At 62.7% G+C, this 12,885-nt stretch carries 9 protein-coding genes; 7 read left to right on the forward strand and 2 right to left on the reverse strand.

The features are described from left to right. From ABR948_RS11140 to ABR948_RS11155, 4 genes are all read left to right on the forward strand, one after another. The coding region (locus ABR948_RS11140) for an ABC transporter ATP-binding protein (protein ID WP_428117165.1) at positions 1-1,097 on the forward strand (1,097 nt) is incomplete at its 5' end. Positions 1,098-1,163: 66 nt separating this feature from the next. After that, the gene (locus ABR948_RS11145) at positions 1,164-3,365 is read left to right on the forward strand and encodes an amylo-alpha-1,6-glucosidase (RefSeq protein WP_428117168.1); all 2,202 of its coding nucleotides are present in this window, start codon (positions 1,164-1,166) and stop codon (positions 3,363-3,365) included. A 173-nt stretch (positions 3,366-3,538) separates the two neighbouring features. After that, positions 3,539-4,030, forward strand: a complete 492-nt coding sequence (locus tag ABR948_RS11150) for a PRC-barrel domain-containing protein (RefSeq protein ID WP_428117171.1) — start codon at positions 3,539-3,541, stop codon at positions 4,028-4,030. A gap of 117 nt (positions 4,031-4,147) precedes the next feature. Next, on the forward strand, positions 4,148-5,473 hold the full coding sequence (locus ABR948_RS11155) for an MFS transporter (protein ID WP_428117223.1): 1,326 nt from the start codon (positions 4,148-4,150) through the stop codon (positions 5,471-5,473). Positions 5,474-5,491: 18 nt separating this feature from the next. Here ABR948_RS11155 and glgA read toward each other — a convergent pair whose 3' ends face one another. Continuing rightward, on the reverse strand, positions 5,492-6,907 hold the full coding sequence (gene glgA, locus ABR948_RS11160; RefSeq protein WP_428117174.1) for a glycogen synthase GlgA: 1,416 nt from the start codon (positions 6,905-6,907) through the stop codon (positions 5,492-5,494). 224 nt (positions 6,908-7,131) lie between these two features. Here glgA and ABR948_RS11165 point away from each other — a divergent pair, with 224 nt between their 5' ends. The 3 genes from ABR948_RS11165 (at position 7,132) to ABR948_RS11175 (ending at position 10,826) form a co-directional block, all read left to right on the forward strand. Further along, the gene (locus tag ABR948_RS11165; RefSeq protein WP_428117177.1) at positions 7,132-8,337 is read left to right on the forward strand and encodes a CaiB/BaiF CoA transferase family protein; all 1,206 of its coding nucleotides are present in this window, start codon (positions 7,132-7,134) and stop codon (positions 8,335-8,337) included. Between the two features lie 126 nt (positions 8,338-8,463). Then, positions 8,464-9,528 (forward strand): alcohol dehydrogenase, encoded by a 1,065-nt coding sequence (locus tag ABR948_RS11170; RefSeq protein ID WP_428117180.1) that lies wholly within the window; start codon positions 8,464-8,466, stop codon positions 9,526-9,528. 215 nt (positions 9,529-9,743) lie between these two features. Continuing rightward, positions 9,744-10,826 (forward strand): isocitrate/isopropylmalate dehydrogenase family protein, encoded by a 1,083-nt coding sequence (locus ABR948_RS11175; protein WP_428117183.1) that lies wholly within the window; start codon positions 9,744-9,746, stop codon positions 10,824-10,826. Positions 10,827-11,647: 821 nt separating this feature from the next. Here ABR948_RS11175 and ABR948_RS11180 read toward each other — a convergent pair. Then, a complete protein-coding gene (locus tag ABR948_RS11180) occupies positions 11,648-12,754 on the reverse strand; it encodes an AraC family transcriptional regulator (RefSeq protein WP_428117187.1) in 1,107 nt (368 codons plus the stop codon). Between the last annotated feature and the right edge of the window lie 131 nt (positions 12,755-12,885).

Consider the following 12,885-nt stretch of genomic DNA (forward strand, 5'->3'; position numbering starts at 1 on the left):
TCAGCTTCGAGCACGACCGGTTTGACGCCACCGTCAACCGGGAACTGACGGCGCGGGGACGCAGCCTGCGTTATCTGGAAAAGCTGCGGCTCATCCATGCCGCCGTGACCGTCGCGCTGACGATCGCGCTATTGGCATGGGCGATCATGCTTTGGCAGCGCGGCGGCGCCACCACTGGCGACGTCGTGCTGGTCTGCACGCTCGGGCTTTCGATTCTGAATGCGACGCGTGATCTCGCGGTGGCGCTGGTCGATGTCACACAGCATGTTGCGCGGTTGACCGAAGCGATTGCCACCTTGCTGCTTCCACACGAATTGCGCGACCATCCGGAGGCCGAGCCGCTGATCAAGAGCGGGGCTGCGATCACTTTCAACAACGTTTCGTTTCGCTATCCCGGTGGTCTGGGAGTATTCGACAAATTCAGCCTTCGTATCCAGCCGGGACAACGGGTGGGTCTGGTCGGTCAGTCCGGCGGCGGAAAATCAAGCCTGTTCGTTCTGCTGCAGCGCTTCTACGACGTCCAGCACGGTAGCATCACCATCGACGGCCAGGATATTTCGCGCGTCACCCAGCAGAGCCTGCGCGAGGCGATATCGGTGGTGCCGCAGGATATTTCGCTGTTCCATCGCTCGATCATGGAAAACATCCGGTACGGACGGCCGAGCGCGACCGATGACGAGGTGCTTCGTGCGGCGATCGCCGCGCGCTGCGACTTCGTCGAGACCTTGCCCGAGGGGCTTGCGACCATGGTCGGGGATCGCGGCGTCAAGTTTTCGGGCGGCCAGCGGCAGCGCATTGCCATCGCGCGAGCGTTCCTCAAGGACGCGCCGATTCTGCTCTTGGATGAAGCGACCGCCGCGCTCGACAGCGAATCCGAGGAAGCGATCCGCGAAGCGCTGAGCCGCCTGATGCGCGGGCGCACGGTCATTGCGATCGCTCATCGTCTGGCGACATTGCGTAATTTCGACCGGGTGGTGATGCTAAGGGCCGGCAAGGTTATCGAAGACGGTCCGCCAGAACGCCTGATGCAGGGTCAAGGTCCTTACCGCGAACTGGTAACGCGAGAAATGAGTCGCCTTGCCAAGCACGCGGCCTGATATACCGCTGACGTGTCGAGTCCGAGTGCGTTCCATAGCGAAGCCAGGAAAGCCGCGCGAGGTCAGATGTCAGCCGAAGCCGTAACCCAGATCGTGACGACCCGGAACGTCGAACTGGTCGTGGAATCGCCGTTCTACATCCCGATGACCGGGCCCGCGGCGAGGCCGCGGCGTTCGCTCAAGCATGACGACACCTTCATCGTGCTCGATAGCCATGGCGACATCGGTGCTTCCGCTGGCGGGCCGGACGGCTTGTTCAACGCCGACACCCGCTACCTCGCCCGGCTCGAACTGGTTCTGGATGAGGTGCAGCCGCTGCTGCTCGGTTCGAATCTGCGTGATGACAATTCCGCCCTGACGATCGATCTCACAAATCCCGATGTCTACCGCAACGGCCGGATCGTGCTGCAGAAAGACATGCTGCATATCGTGCGCACGATCTTCCTGTGGCGCGGAACCGCCTATCAGCGCATAGGCGTTCAAAACCATGGCGATCGGCCGGCGAGTTTTGATCTGACATTGCTGTTCGACAATGATTTTGCCGATTTGTTCGAAGTGCGCGGCGAAAGACGTCCGCGCCGGGGCATTGGTGCCAGCAAACTGCTGGGCCCCGCGGATGTGCTGTTCGAATATAACGGACTCGATGGCAAATCGCGCGCTACAACGCTGCATTTCGATCCGCGGCCGACGCGGCTCGCCGTGAACGCCGCGACCTATCATCTCGATTTGCCGCCGCAACAGGTCAGCTCCCTGTTTGTTGCCGCGTCCTGCAACAAGCCGGCCGCACCCAAGGCGGTGCCGTTCTTTCGCGGTTTGCTGGCGCATCGCCGCGAGATGCGCCAGTCGAATACCGGTGCCACAAGCGTCGAGACCTCCAACAACATCTTCAACGAGGTACTGTGCCAGTCGATGGCCGACCTCAACATGCTGATGACGGATACGCCGCAGGGACGATATCCCTATGCCGGCATTCCCTGGTACTCAACGACATTCGGCCGCGACGGAATTATTACCGCGCTGCAAATGCTGTGGATCGATCCGCGCGTCGCGCGCGGCGTGCTGAAGCGGCTCGCCTTCTATCAGGCCAAAACGGTCGATCCGCTCGCCGATGCCGAGCCGGGGAAAATTCTGCATGAAATGCGCGGCGGCGAGATGGCGGCGCTGCGCGAAGTGCCGTTCGCGCAATATTACGGCAGCGTCGATGCCACGCCGCTGTTCGTGCTGCTGGCCGGTCTTTATGTCGAACGCACCGGTGACGATGAGACGCTCGCCGAGTTGTGGCCTTCGATCGAAGCCGCGTTACGCTGGATCGACGGGGCTGGCGATCCCGACCGGGACGGATTCGTCGAATATCAGCGCGCATCGGAGCAGGGCCTCGCCAATCAAGGCTGGAAGGATTCCTACGACGCGATCTTTCATGCCGATGGGCGGCTCGCCGAAGGTTACATCGCGCTGGCGGAAGTGCAGGGCTACGTGTTCGCCGGCAAGCAGCTGGCGGCACGTTGCGCGTTGCGCATGGGATTGACGGACAGGGCAGGTCAGCTTGAGACCGAGGCCAGGCTCCTTGCCGAGCGTTTTGAAGCCGCGTTCTGGTGCGACGAACTCGGCACCTACGCGCTTGCGCTCGACGGTGCCAAACAGCCGTGCAGGGTGCGCACATCCAATGCCGGGCAATTGCTGTTCACCGGCATCGTTCGCGCGGATCGCGCCCGCATGGTGGCCTCCGATCTGATGCGGCCGCATTTTTTTACCGGCTGGGGTATCCGCACCGTGGCGCGCGGCGAGGCGCGCTACAATCCGATGTCCTATCATGATGGCTCGATCTGGCCCCACGACAACGCGCTGATCGCGCTCGGATTCGCACGCTATGGTCTCAAGCATTCAGTCGAACATGTGTTCGAGGCTCTGTTCGATGCGGCAACCTATATGGATTTGCGTCGGCTTCCCGAGCTGTTCTGCGGCTTTCGGCGAGAGAAGGGGCGCGGACCGACGCTCTACCCGGTCGCCTGCGCGCCGCAGGCCTGGGCCAGCGCGACGCCGTTTACGTTGCTGGAGGCCGCGCTCGGCCTCGAATTCGATGCGGGGCGCGGCGAAATTCGTTTGCGCAATCCGCGCCTGCCGGCATTCCTTAATGAGGTGATCCTGCGCGGGTTGCAACTGGGTTGTTCCAGTGTCGATCTTCGTGTTCGCCGACACGGCGATGATGTGTCGCTCGAGGTGTTGCGAACGCGGGGCCAAATTCAGGTTTCCATCGTGCTGACGCACTAGAGCCGGTGCCCTGAGCCGGGCGCGCCGAATAACTTTGGCCAGGATTCGAACTTTGGTCATCGGCTAGGCTTGGTACGGGGGCCCGCAGCGCCGCGAGGTCGACAGATAGCTCATGAATCATCGCGGCGTAGACCTGCGCCTGCCCTTTCGGATCGTGGATTTTAGGAGACGACATGCGCGCCAGACCTTTGTTCGCGTTGATTGTGGTCAGCCTTGCAGCGTTGTCGGCTGCCGCATCCCAGGCGCAAAACGACGCAACTGCGCCGCAGCCGCCTCAATCGAAAAATGCGACTGCGCCGGCCGCGCCGGCGCCGCCGCCTTCGGTCACCATCATCGGCGCCAGGGACGCGCACGGTGTGCTCGGCCGCGACGTCCGCAGTCCGACCGACGAGGACATGGGACGGATCGTCGATGTGATCGTCGATCGGGCCGGCATGGTTCGCGCGGCGGTGATCGATTTCGGCGGCTTTCTCGGCGTCGGCAGCCGGAAGATCGTCGTCGACTGGAATGCGCTGCATTTCGGACGCATCGCCAACAAAAGCGACAGCATCACGCTCGAATTGACCAAGGAGCAGGTCACCGCGGCGCCCGAATATAAGGAGGATACCCCCATCGTGGTGCTTGGCGCTTCCGGCAGCCTGCAGCCCCTGCAATTCGACCACTAGAGCGTTTTCCAGCGAAGTGGACACCGGTTCGCGTGAAGAAAACGCGTCAAACTAAGAACTAGAGCTTCCGTTCCGATTCAATCGGAACGGAAAAGGCTCTAGAGAAGGCGGAGAAATATCCTGTTCGCGCGTTCACCCCGATACCCGGTTGATCGGACCGACGGTGACCGCAAAGGGCGGCCGGCCGTTGACGACGGCGTTTCTGCGTCGGTATCGGAAGGCGGAGCGCCGAAGGCGGCACCAGCGCCCTCGGGCCAGAGCCTGCGCGGCCTCGACTGGTTCATTTTCTTTCTGGCGGACGTGCAGACCGGATTCGGTCCATTCGTTGCGGTTTATTTGACGACGCAAAAATGGACGCAGGTGGAAATTGGCTTTGTGCTGTCGATCGGCGGCATCGTCGGGTTGATCGGACAGATGCCGGGCGGAGCCATCGTCGATGCGGCGAGGTCCGAGCGGCTGGTGGCCGGCCTTGCCATCGCGACGATCGGCGTCAGCGCGCTGGGATATGCGGCGTGGCCGATCCTTCCGGTGGTGATGATCGCGGCCACGCTGCATGCCGCTGCGAGCTGCGTGCTCGGTCCGGCAATTGCCGCGATCAGCCTCGGTCTGGTCGGGCCGCTTGCGATCGGTGAGCGGTTCGGGCGCAATGCCCGCTTTGCGTCGCTTGGAAATGGTGTCGCCGCCGCCGTGATGGGCACCTGCGGCTATTTGCTGTCGAGCCGTTCGGTATTTCTGGTCACATTCATCCTGGCAATTCCGGCCTTGCTGGCGCTGGCGCGGATCCGCGAGCGCGAAATCGACGCCGCGCAGGCCCACGGCACGGTAACGCGCGAGGTGCCCGACGCCAGCGCAACCAGCGTTTTGAATTTGATGCGTCAGCGTCCCCTGTTGATATTCGCCGCCAGCATATTGCTGCTGCAACTCGCCAACGGGGCGATGCTGCCGTTGATGGCGGGCGTCGTGACCACCCGCTCGAGCCACTGGGCGCCGGTATTGATTGCCGCCTGCATCATCGTGCCGCAGGCCATTGTGGCGCTGACGTCTCCGTCGGTCGGTCGGAAGGCGCAGCAATGGGGGCGACGGCCGCTGCTGCTGATGGGGTTCGCGGCGCTGGCGATCCGCGGCGTGCTGTTTGCGACCGTGAGCGATCCGTATCTGCTGGTCGCGGTGCAGGTGTTCGATGGTGTCACCGCGGCGGTGTTCAGCGTCATGATACCGTTGATTGTCGCCGATGTCGCGTTCGGAAGCGGCCACTTCAATCTTGCGCAGGGCATTGTCGGCACCGCCACCGGCATCGGCGCTTCGCTGAGCACCGTGCTCGCCGGCTATGTCAGCGACAAATTCGGCAGCAGCGTTGCTTTCTCCGGTTTGGCGGCCGTTGCGGCGACGGGCCTCGTCTTGATCTGGTTCGTGATGCCGGAGACGCGGCGGAGCGCGGGTTGATCGATCCAAAAAGCGCATCTACGGCGACAGGGCCTTGCGATAGAGTGCGCCGTAGCAGGCTGCCGAAATATCCCAGCTGAACGATCGCGCCATCGCGCTGCGGCGCATCGAGTCGAGGCGATCTTTCGCCACGAAAGTCGAAAACGCGCGCCGGATCCCTCCCAGAAACGACTCGGTCGAGGGTTGCGCGAACAGAAATCCGGTTTCGCCATCGGTGATGGTTTCCGCCAGACCACCGGTTTGATGGCCGATCGGCAGCGACCCGAATTTCTGCGCATACATCTGGCTCAGTCCGCAGGGCTCAAAGCGCGAAGGCATCAGGGTAAAATCGCTGCCGGCAAAGATCCGCCGGGCCTGGCCGTCATTGAAGCCGATGGCGACCCCGATCGCATCCGGCCTGCGGCGCCGCGCATCGATCAGGGCCTGCTCGATCGCGGGCTCGCCGCTGCCGGTGACGATAATCTGTCCACCGGCGTCGATGATCTCGTCCGCGGCCGACAGCACGAGGTCGATGCCCTTCTGGTGAACGAGACGGGCCACGAGGCCGAAGATCGGGCCGCGCGACACCGCCAGACCGAATTGCTGGCGGACGTAATCCGAGTTGGCGCGCTTGCCTTCCCAGTCGCCGGCACCGAACGGCTGCGCCAGCTGGGCGCAGACGCGCGGATCCCAGCTCTCGTCGATGCCGTTCAAGATCCCGGTCAGCTGCTCGGCATCGGAGCGGCGGCGAAGCAGGCCCTCGAGCCCGCAGCCGAGTTCGGACGTCGTGATCTCCCTGGCATAGGTCTCGCTGACCGTAGTCAGATGGGAGGCGTAGACGAGGCCGCCCTTGAGGAAGGATAATTTGTCGTAGAACTCAAGGCCGTCGATATGAAAGGAATCCGCTGGAGCGCCGATCCGGCGCAGCGACTCCTTCGGGAACAGGCCCTGATAGGCCAGGTTGTGGATGGTCAGGATGGTCGGGATCCTGGAGCCGTTCCAGGCGAGATAGGCCGGCACCAGCGCGGCCTGCCAATCATTGGCGTGAACCAGGTCGGCTGCCCAATTCTTGTCCAGAGTGCCTGCTGCCAGCTGGGCAGCGACCGAGGCCAATCGCCCGAAGCGCACATCATTGTCCGGCCAGTCCCGACCGATCGCATCGCCATAGGGGTTACCTGGGCGGTCGTAGAGTTGCGGGCAGAGCAGAACGTAGACAGGCAGGCCGTCTTTGGTCGATGCCAGTCCAAGCGAGCAGGCCGGCATTTCCGCCAAAGCCGCGCATTGTCCAACGATTTCAAGATGCGTGAATTGTTCGACGACTTCGCGATATCCCGGCAGCAGAACTCTGACGTCGCTCCAGCGACGAAGTGCCCGGGGCAGGGCTGCCGAAACGGCTGCGAGACCGCCCACCCGGACGAAGTCATCCATTTCCGTAGTAACGAACAATACCCTCAAAAAAAGCCCTCACACCGCGAGCTAACTGAGACTATGCAAGAATAGTTCCAGTTCCTCCTTGAATTAGCTAGGAGAACTGCCGGGATCATCTTCAGCGATTTCAGGCGTCGACACCCGGGAGGCTTTCCCGCCATGGCAGCCCCATCTAGGGTCACGCCAATGACCAAAGACATAGCCGAAGAAGAGACATGGCCAAAGATATGTGGGCCGAAGGGAGTTCTGCAATGACCATAGCGCGAAACGATGAGGGGATTGCGACAGGGAGCTTCCAGGGCCTTCGCGTACTCGATTTTTCGACCACGATTGCCGGCCCGCATTGCACGCGGATGCTGGCCGACATGGGAGCGGAGGTGATCAAGATCGAAGCGGCTGAAGGAGAGACGATGCGGACCCGTCCGCCGCTGCGCGGCCATTTCAGTACCGTGTTCGGTGGGCTCAATACCGGCAAGAAGAGCCTCGTTCTCGACCTGAAATCGCCCGATGCCGTCGATGCCGTCCGCCGCCTTGTCGCCGGCGCCGATATCGTCGTGGAAAATTTCCGCCCGGGGGTGATGCGGCGATTGAAGCTCGACTACGGCTCGCTGCAAGAGCTCAATCCGAAATTGATCTATTGCTCGATTTCCGGATACGGCCAGACCGGACCGTCGGCGGAATTGCCGGCCTACGCGCCGGTCATCCACGCCGCCTCGGGTTACGACATGGCCCATCTGTCGTACCAGCCCGGGCGAAACCGGCCGGACTATTGCGGCATCTATCACGCCGACGTCCTCACCGGCGTCTATGCCTTTGGCGCCATTGCGGCGGCGCTGTACCAGCGCCAGCGCAGTCACCAAGGTCAGCACATCGACGTCTCCATGCTTGAATCGATGCTCAGCCTGACGCTGAACGAAGTGCAATGGTCGCAATTCGAGGTGGCGCCGCCGAGTCGCCCGATGTTCGGCCCAATGGAGACCGCGGATGGCTATGTGATGGTGGCGATCGCCAGCGAGAAAACGTTCCAGGGGCTCGTCAGGGCCGCCGGCCATCCGGAATGGATCAGCGATCCGCGCTTTGCGAAATATGCCGAGCGTCGCCAGCACTGGAAGGACCTGATGGAGGGCGTCGAGATCTGGTCGCGTACCGTGACCACCGAGCAATGCCTCGCCGAATTGAATGCTCAGGGCGTTCCCAGTTCGGCCTATCGCACGGTGGCGCAAGCGCTGAGCGATCCGCAGATCGCCCATCGCGGCGCGCTGGTCGAGGTCGAAGACGGCGGCGGCCCATTCAAGGTCATGAATCTGCCGTTCCGCATGTCCGGAGCCCATGTCGCCGCGGGAAGGCGCACGGCGACCCTGGGTGAACACACCCTCGCGCTCCTCAAAGAGAGCGGCCTGTCCGAAGACGCCATCGCGGCCTTTGCCGGCAAATCGAGGGTGGCGGAACCGCGCTGACGGCGGGCGCGCCGCAACGACGGCGCAGGGGCGGCGGCTCTCGATCTGGCATGCCTTTCTGTGGCTTGCCGCAGCCTGCGTTTCCGGCCTATCTAAAAAGCAAAAGCCAGCGACGGGAGAGAAACAATGAAGAGCTTCCAGGTCACCGATTTCAATGCGCCCTTGCAGGAAGTAGATCGGCCGACGCCGCAGCCGTCGGGGACGCAGGTCCTGATCAAGGTCAAGGCGGCCGGCGTCTGTCACAGCGATCTGCATATCTGGGAAGGCGGCTACGATCTCGGCCACGGGCGAAAGCCGCTCTCGCTCAGGGATCGCGGCGTGTCGCTGCCGCGCACGATGGGGCATGAGACCGTCGGCGAGGTGCTGGCGTTCGGGCCCGATGCCAAGTCCGAAACCGGCGGGCTCAAGGTCGGCGACGTCGCGCTGGTCTATCCGTGGCTGGGCTGCGGCAAATGCGAGACCTGCCTCGCCGGCGATGAAAACATGTGTCTGAAACCCAATTCGATCGGGGTCTATTGTGACGGCGGCTATGCCGACCATATGACGGTGCCGCATCCGCGCTATCTGCTGAATTTGAACGGCCTCGATCCCGTGACCGCGGCGCCCTATGCCTGTTCCGGCGTCACCACCTACAGCGCGCTGAAGAAGGTCGAGGCCAGTTTTCATACCCCGATCGTCATTTTCGGCGCCGGCGGGCTTGGCCTGATGGCGCTGTCGCTGCTGAAAGCGATGGGCGGCAAGGGCGCCATCGTCGTCGATATTGATGCGCGCAAGCGCGAAGCGGCCGAGGCGGCCGGTGCGCTCGCGACCGTCGATGGCGGGGCGCCCGATGCGCTGGAGCAGCTGGCCCAAAAAGCCGGTGGACCGATCCGGGCCGTGATCGATCTCGTCGGCAACGCCAAGACCACGCAACTTGGGTTTGATTGCCTGACCAAGGGCGGCAAGCTGGTCATCGTCGGCCTGTTCGGCGGTGGCGCGCCATGGGCGCTGCCGCTGATTCCGATCAAGGCGATCACGATCCAGGGCAGTTATGTCGGCAATCTCAGGGAGACCCAGGAGCTGCTGGACCTGGTGCGCAGCAGGAAGATCGCGCCGATTCCGGTAACACCGATGCCGCTCGCCAGGGCCAATGAGGCGCTGGTCGATCTGCAACAGGGCAGGCTGGTCGGGCGCGCGGTGCTGACGCCGTAGGAACTGGCGGTTATGAAGCGACGACGCGCGGCATACCTTCAGTCGTCGCCCGCGAAGGCGGGCGATCCAGTATTCCAGAGACCTACGGATTAACCGATAAGCCGCAGAGTACTGGATACCCCGCCTGCGCGGGGTATGACGGCGGTTTGTGTGTCTCCGGATTGCTTCGTTCGCAGTGATAGCTATCATCCTCTCAAATCATTCAAGGAAACTCCATGTCTGCCAACGACGCGCTCCACATTGCCGTGCTTCCCGGTGACGGTATCGGTCCTGAAGTGATGGACCCGACGCTTGAGATCCTGCGCAAGATCGAAAACACCACGGATCTCAAATTCCGCTTCACCGACGCGCCGGCCGGCGCCAACAATTACCGCGCGACCGGCAGGTCGATGCCGGACAGCACCATCCGGCTGTGCGACGAGGCCGACGCGATCCTGCTCGGCGCCTGCGGTCTGCCTTCGGTGCGCTACCCCGATAACACCGAGATCATGCCGCAGGTGGAGTTGCGCTTCCATTTCGACCTCTATGCCGGCGTGCGCCCGGCGCGGCTGATTCCAGGCGTGCCGAGCCCGATCGTCGGCGCCGACCAGCGCGGCATCGATCTGGTCGTGATCCGCGAATCCACCGAGGGCCTGTTCGCGTCGATGGGCAAAGGTATCGTCACCGATACCGAGGCGCGCGAGACGCTGGTGATCACCCGCAAGACCTCGGAGCGGCTGTTCGAATTCTCGTTCCGTCTGGCCGAGCGGCGCAAGGCGCGGGGGCGCGCCAATGGCGGGCTGACCTGTGTCGACAAGGCCAACGTGTTCAAGGCGTTTGCGTTCTTCCGCGAGATGTTCGACGACGCGGCCAAACGTCACCCGGACGTCAAGACCGACCGGCTCTATGTCGACGCCTGCTCGGCGCTCCTGGTGAAGCGGCCGTGGGATTTCGACGTGATGGTGATGGAGAACATGTTCGGCGACATTCTCTCCGACATGACGGCCGGTCTGATCGGCGGCATGGGCATGGCGCCGTCGGCCGATGTCGGCGATACCCACGCGGTGTTCCAGCCATGCCACGGCACCGCGCCCGACATCATGGGGCAGGGCAAGGCCAATCCGACCGGCATGATCCTTTCCGCCGCGATGATGCTGGACTGGCTGGCCGACAAGCACGGCCTCGAGGCCGCGGCGGAAGCCGCCGAGCGCATCGAGCGCGCGGTCGACAAGGTCTATGCCGATGGCATCAAGCCGATGGAATTCGGCGGCCGCAACGGCACCGCGGATATCGCCAAAGCGGTGCTGGAGGCGTTGTAGGCGAAAGAGAATCGTAGGGTGGGCAAAGCGCAAGCGTGCCCACCATTCTGGTTTGGAGCGACATGGTGGGCACGGCGCAGATGCGCCTTTGCCCACCCTACGGAAACTGTGCACACGATACGGATTCAAATTTTCAAACAGCCGTCATTCACAAACACACCCTCGCATTCTCGCGGCGCAATTCGCCCGAGTTTTGCTTTGAACATCCCGCCCTCACATCAGAGGGCGCAGGGAATGCCGGGCGCCCGATGCGCCCCGCCGCCGCGAGTGCGATGGTGGAAAGCAAAAAGCACCCGCGTTAGTCAGGTCACACCGGAATCACCCGGCATTCCCCGCGCAATGGTTTTAACGGCTTCCTTCGTGCTCTTCCCGGCGACCGGCTTTCTTGCCACCGTCACCCGGCGCAGTTTACTGCGCCGAGCTTGAACGCCAGCATCGGGGCGTCAGAACCACACGACTTCTCCGTCCGCTTCAGGCGCCCTCGTCAGAAGCGCCATCCGCGTCCACCGCATCCCGTCCCGCGTCCGTGACGATCGCGAGCCGCCCCTCTGTGGGACGGGACGACGGGAATCTAAGTTTGATTTGGGGCAGGCGCGAAACGGAATATTTTTGAATAGCAGGCTGGACAACGGACAATCGGAAGACGACCTGATTTGCCCGTCAGGCAATCGCACGACATGCCTGAGGCTGTCGGCGCGGGGGCGCAGCGCTCGGACGCCCGCATTGAAGATGTCTGCTTGTTGGGGAATACGGAAGCAGGCTGCACACGGTCGGAGTGACGCTTTGACCCAAAACGGATCTAGAGCTTTGTAATCGGAGCCTCAGCGTCCTAACCTATTGGAACGCCTGACGCTAACAGGCGGTCGCTTCGTTTTACTAGTGGATCGACTTTTGCTTGCGACCCCTCGGCTACTCAGAGTGGTCAACGCCTTGGGCCGGATGCCGTTACGCCATTGGCTGACGCTGCAGCCGAAGCGGCCGCGAAACCAACGCGCCATCGCGCTCTGCGCTGAGAAGCCAAGAAGTTCGGCGATTCCCGCCAGCGGCCGGTTGCCGTCCTCGATCAGCCGCAAGACCAAGTCTGTGCGCTGTGCATCAAGTATGGCGGAATAGCTCGTTCCGCAATCAAGAAGGTGCCGATGGATGGTGCGGCGATCGCAGGCAAGACATTCGGCAACCCGCTCTATCGTGCAAAGACCGTTTGACAACAGCGAGTGCACCAATTCGCCGACCTTGTCGTCCCAGGCTTTCGGCCGGACGTCGATCGCTTCGACCCGGCTCCGCAAGTAGCTGGCGATCAACGGCTCCGCCGTAGGGATCGGGCGGCTCATGTCGCTCGCGGCACATAAAATCGCGTCGCGGTCCGAATCGAAGATTACGTCACAGCCAAAGAAATATCGGTGGTGTCTGCGATTGCGCGGCGGCGAATGCACGAAATGAACCTCTAGAGGTCGCCAATCGCCGCCCAACAAGGAGCGGATAATGGCGTGGAGCCTTCCCACCGCATATTCTATCGACTGGCGCTTGGCACGTTGGTGTCTGATACGTAGCAGCATGTCGATCGTGATCACGCCATCCCTGCGCTCTATTTCCACGCGCATCGCGTCGCTCTGAATATGAATGAAACGCGCCAGCGCTTCGATCGCCGCTCCTAGCGTTGCCTGCTCGCGAACGACCAGCCCGACGGTTCCCATGTTCGCAAGGCCGCCGCGCTCGGCCATTCGGAGGCCGAAGTCCTCGACACCGGCGGCCGTGGCGGAAGCCTCGAGCAGGCGGCGGACGCTTTCCACCGCAATGCGCATGTTCTGGTCGCTCAGGCAGGCAAGCGGGAGCCTGGCTCGCCGCAGCATCTTCGCGGGTTCGATTCCCACCGATCGGGCGACCTCGGCGAAATGCGCCAGGGTGGCACTGCGAATCAGGTCAACCATCCTGTGACCCCAGAAGTGTCCCGAAATGTACATTCGATGACCCAATCGGTCAAACGTCCATTGGCCGTTCGATGTAAATTCGCGATACGAGCTGCGCACGTGATTTAGCGCATAGGCGCTGATAGGTCGCC

This window comes from Bradyrhizobium sp. (assembly GCF_050014615.1).
In the GTDB taxonomy this organism is placed as follows: domain Bacteria; phylum Pseudomonadota; class Alphaproteobacteria; order Rhizobiales; family Xanthobacteraceae; genus Bradyrhizobium.

Bases quoted from the DNA above. Each gene is read 5' to 3' on its own strand.
- ABR948_RS11150 (WP_428117171.1), top strand. From the start codon at position 3,539: ATGCGCGCCAGACCTTTGTTCGCGTTGATTGTGGTCAGCCTTGCAGCG.
- ABR948_RS11170 (WP_428117180.1), top strand. From the start codon at position 8,464: ATGAAGAGCTTCCAGGTCACCGATTTCAATGCGCCCTTGCAGGAAGTA.
- ABR948_RS11165 (WP_428117177.1), top strand. From the start codon at position 7,132: ATGACCATAGCGCGAAACGATGAGGGGATTGCGACAGGGAGCTTCCAG.
- ABR948_RS11175 (WP_428117183.1), top strand. From the start codon at position 9,744: ATGTCTGCCAACGACGCGCTCCACATTGCCGTGCTTCCCGGTGACGGT.
- ABR948_RS11180 (WP_428117187.1), bottom strand. From the start codon at position 12,754: ATGGTTGACCTGATTCGCAGTGCCACCCTGGCGCATTTCGCCGAGGTC.
- ABR948_RS11145 (WP_428117168.1), top strand. From the start codon at position 1,164: ATGTCAGCCGAAGCCGTAACCCAGATCGTGACGACCCGGAACGTCGAA.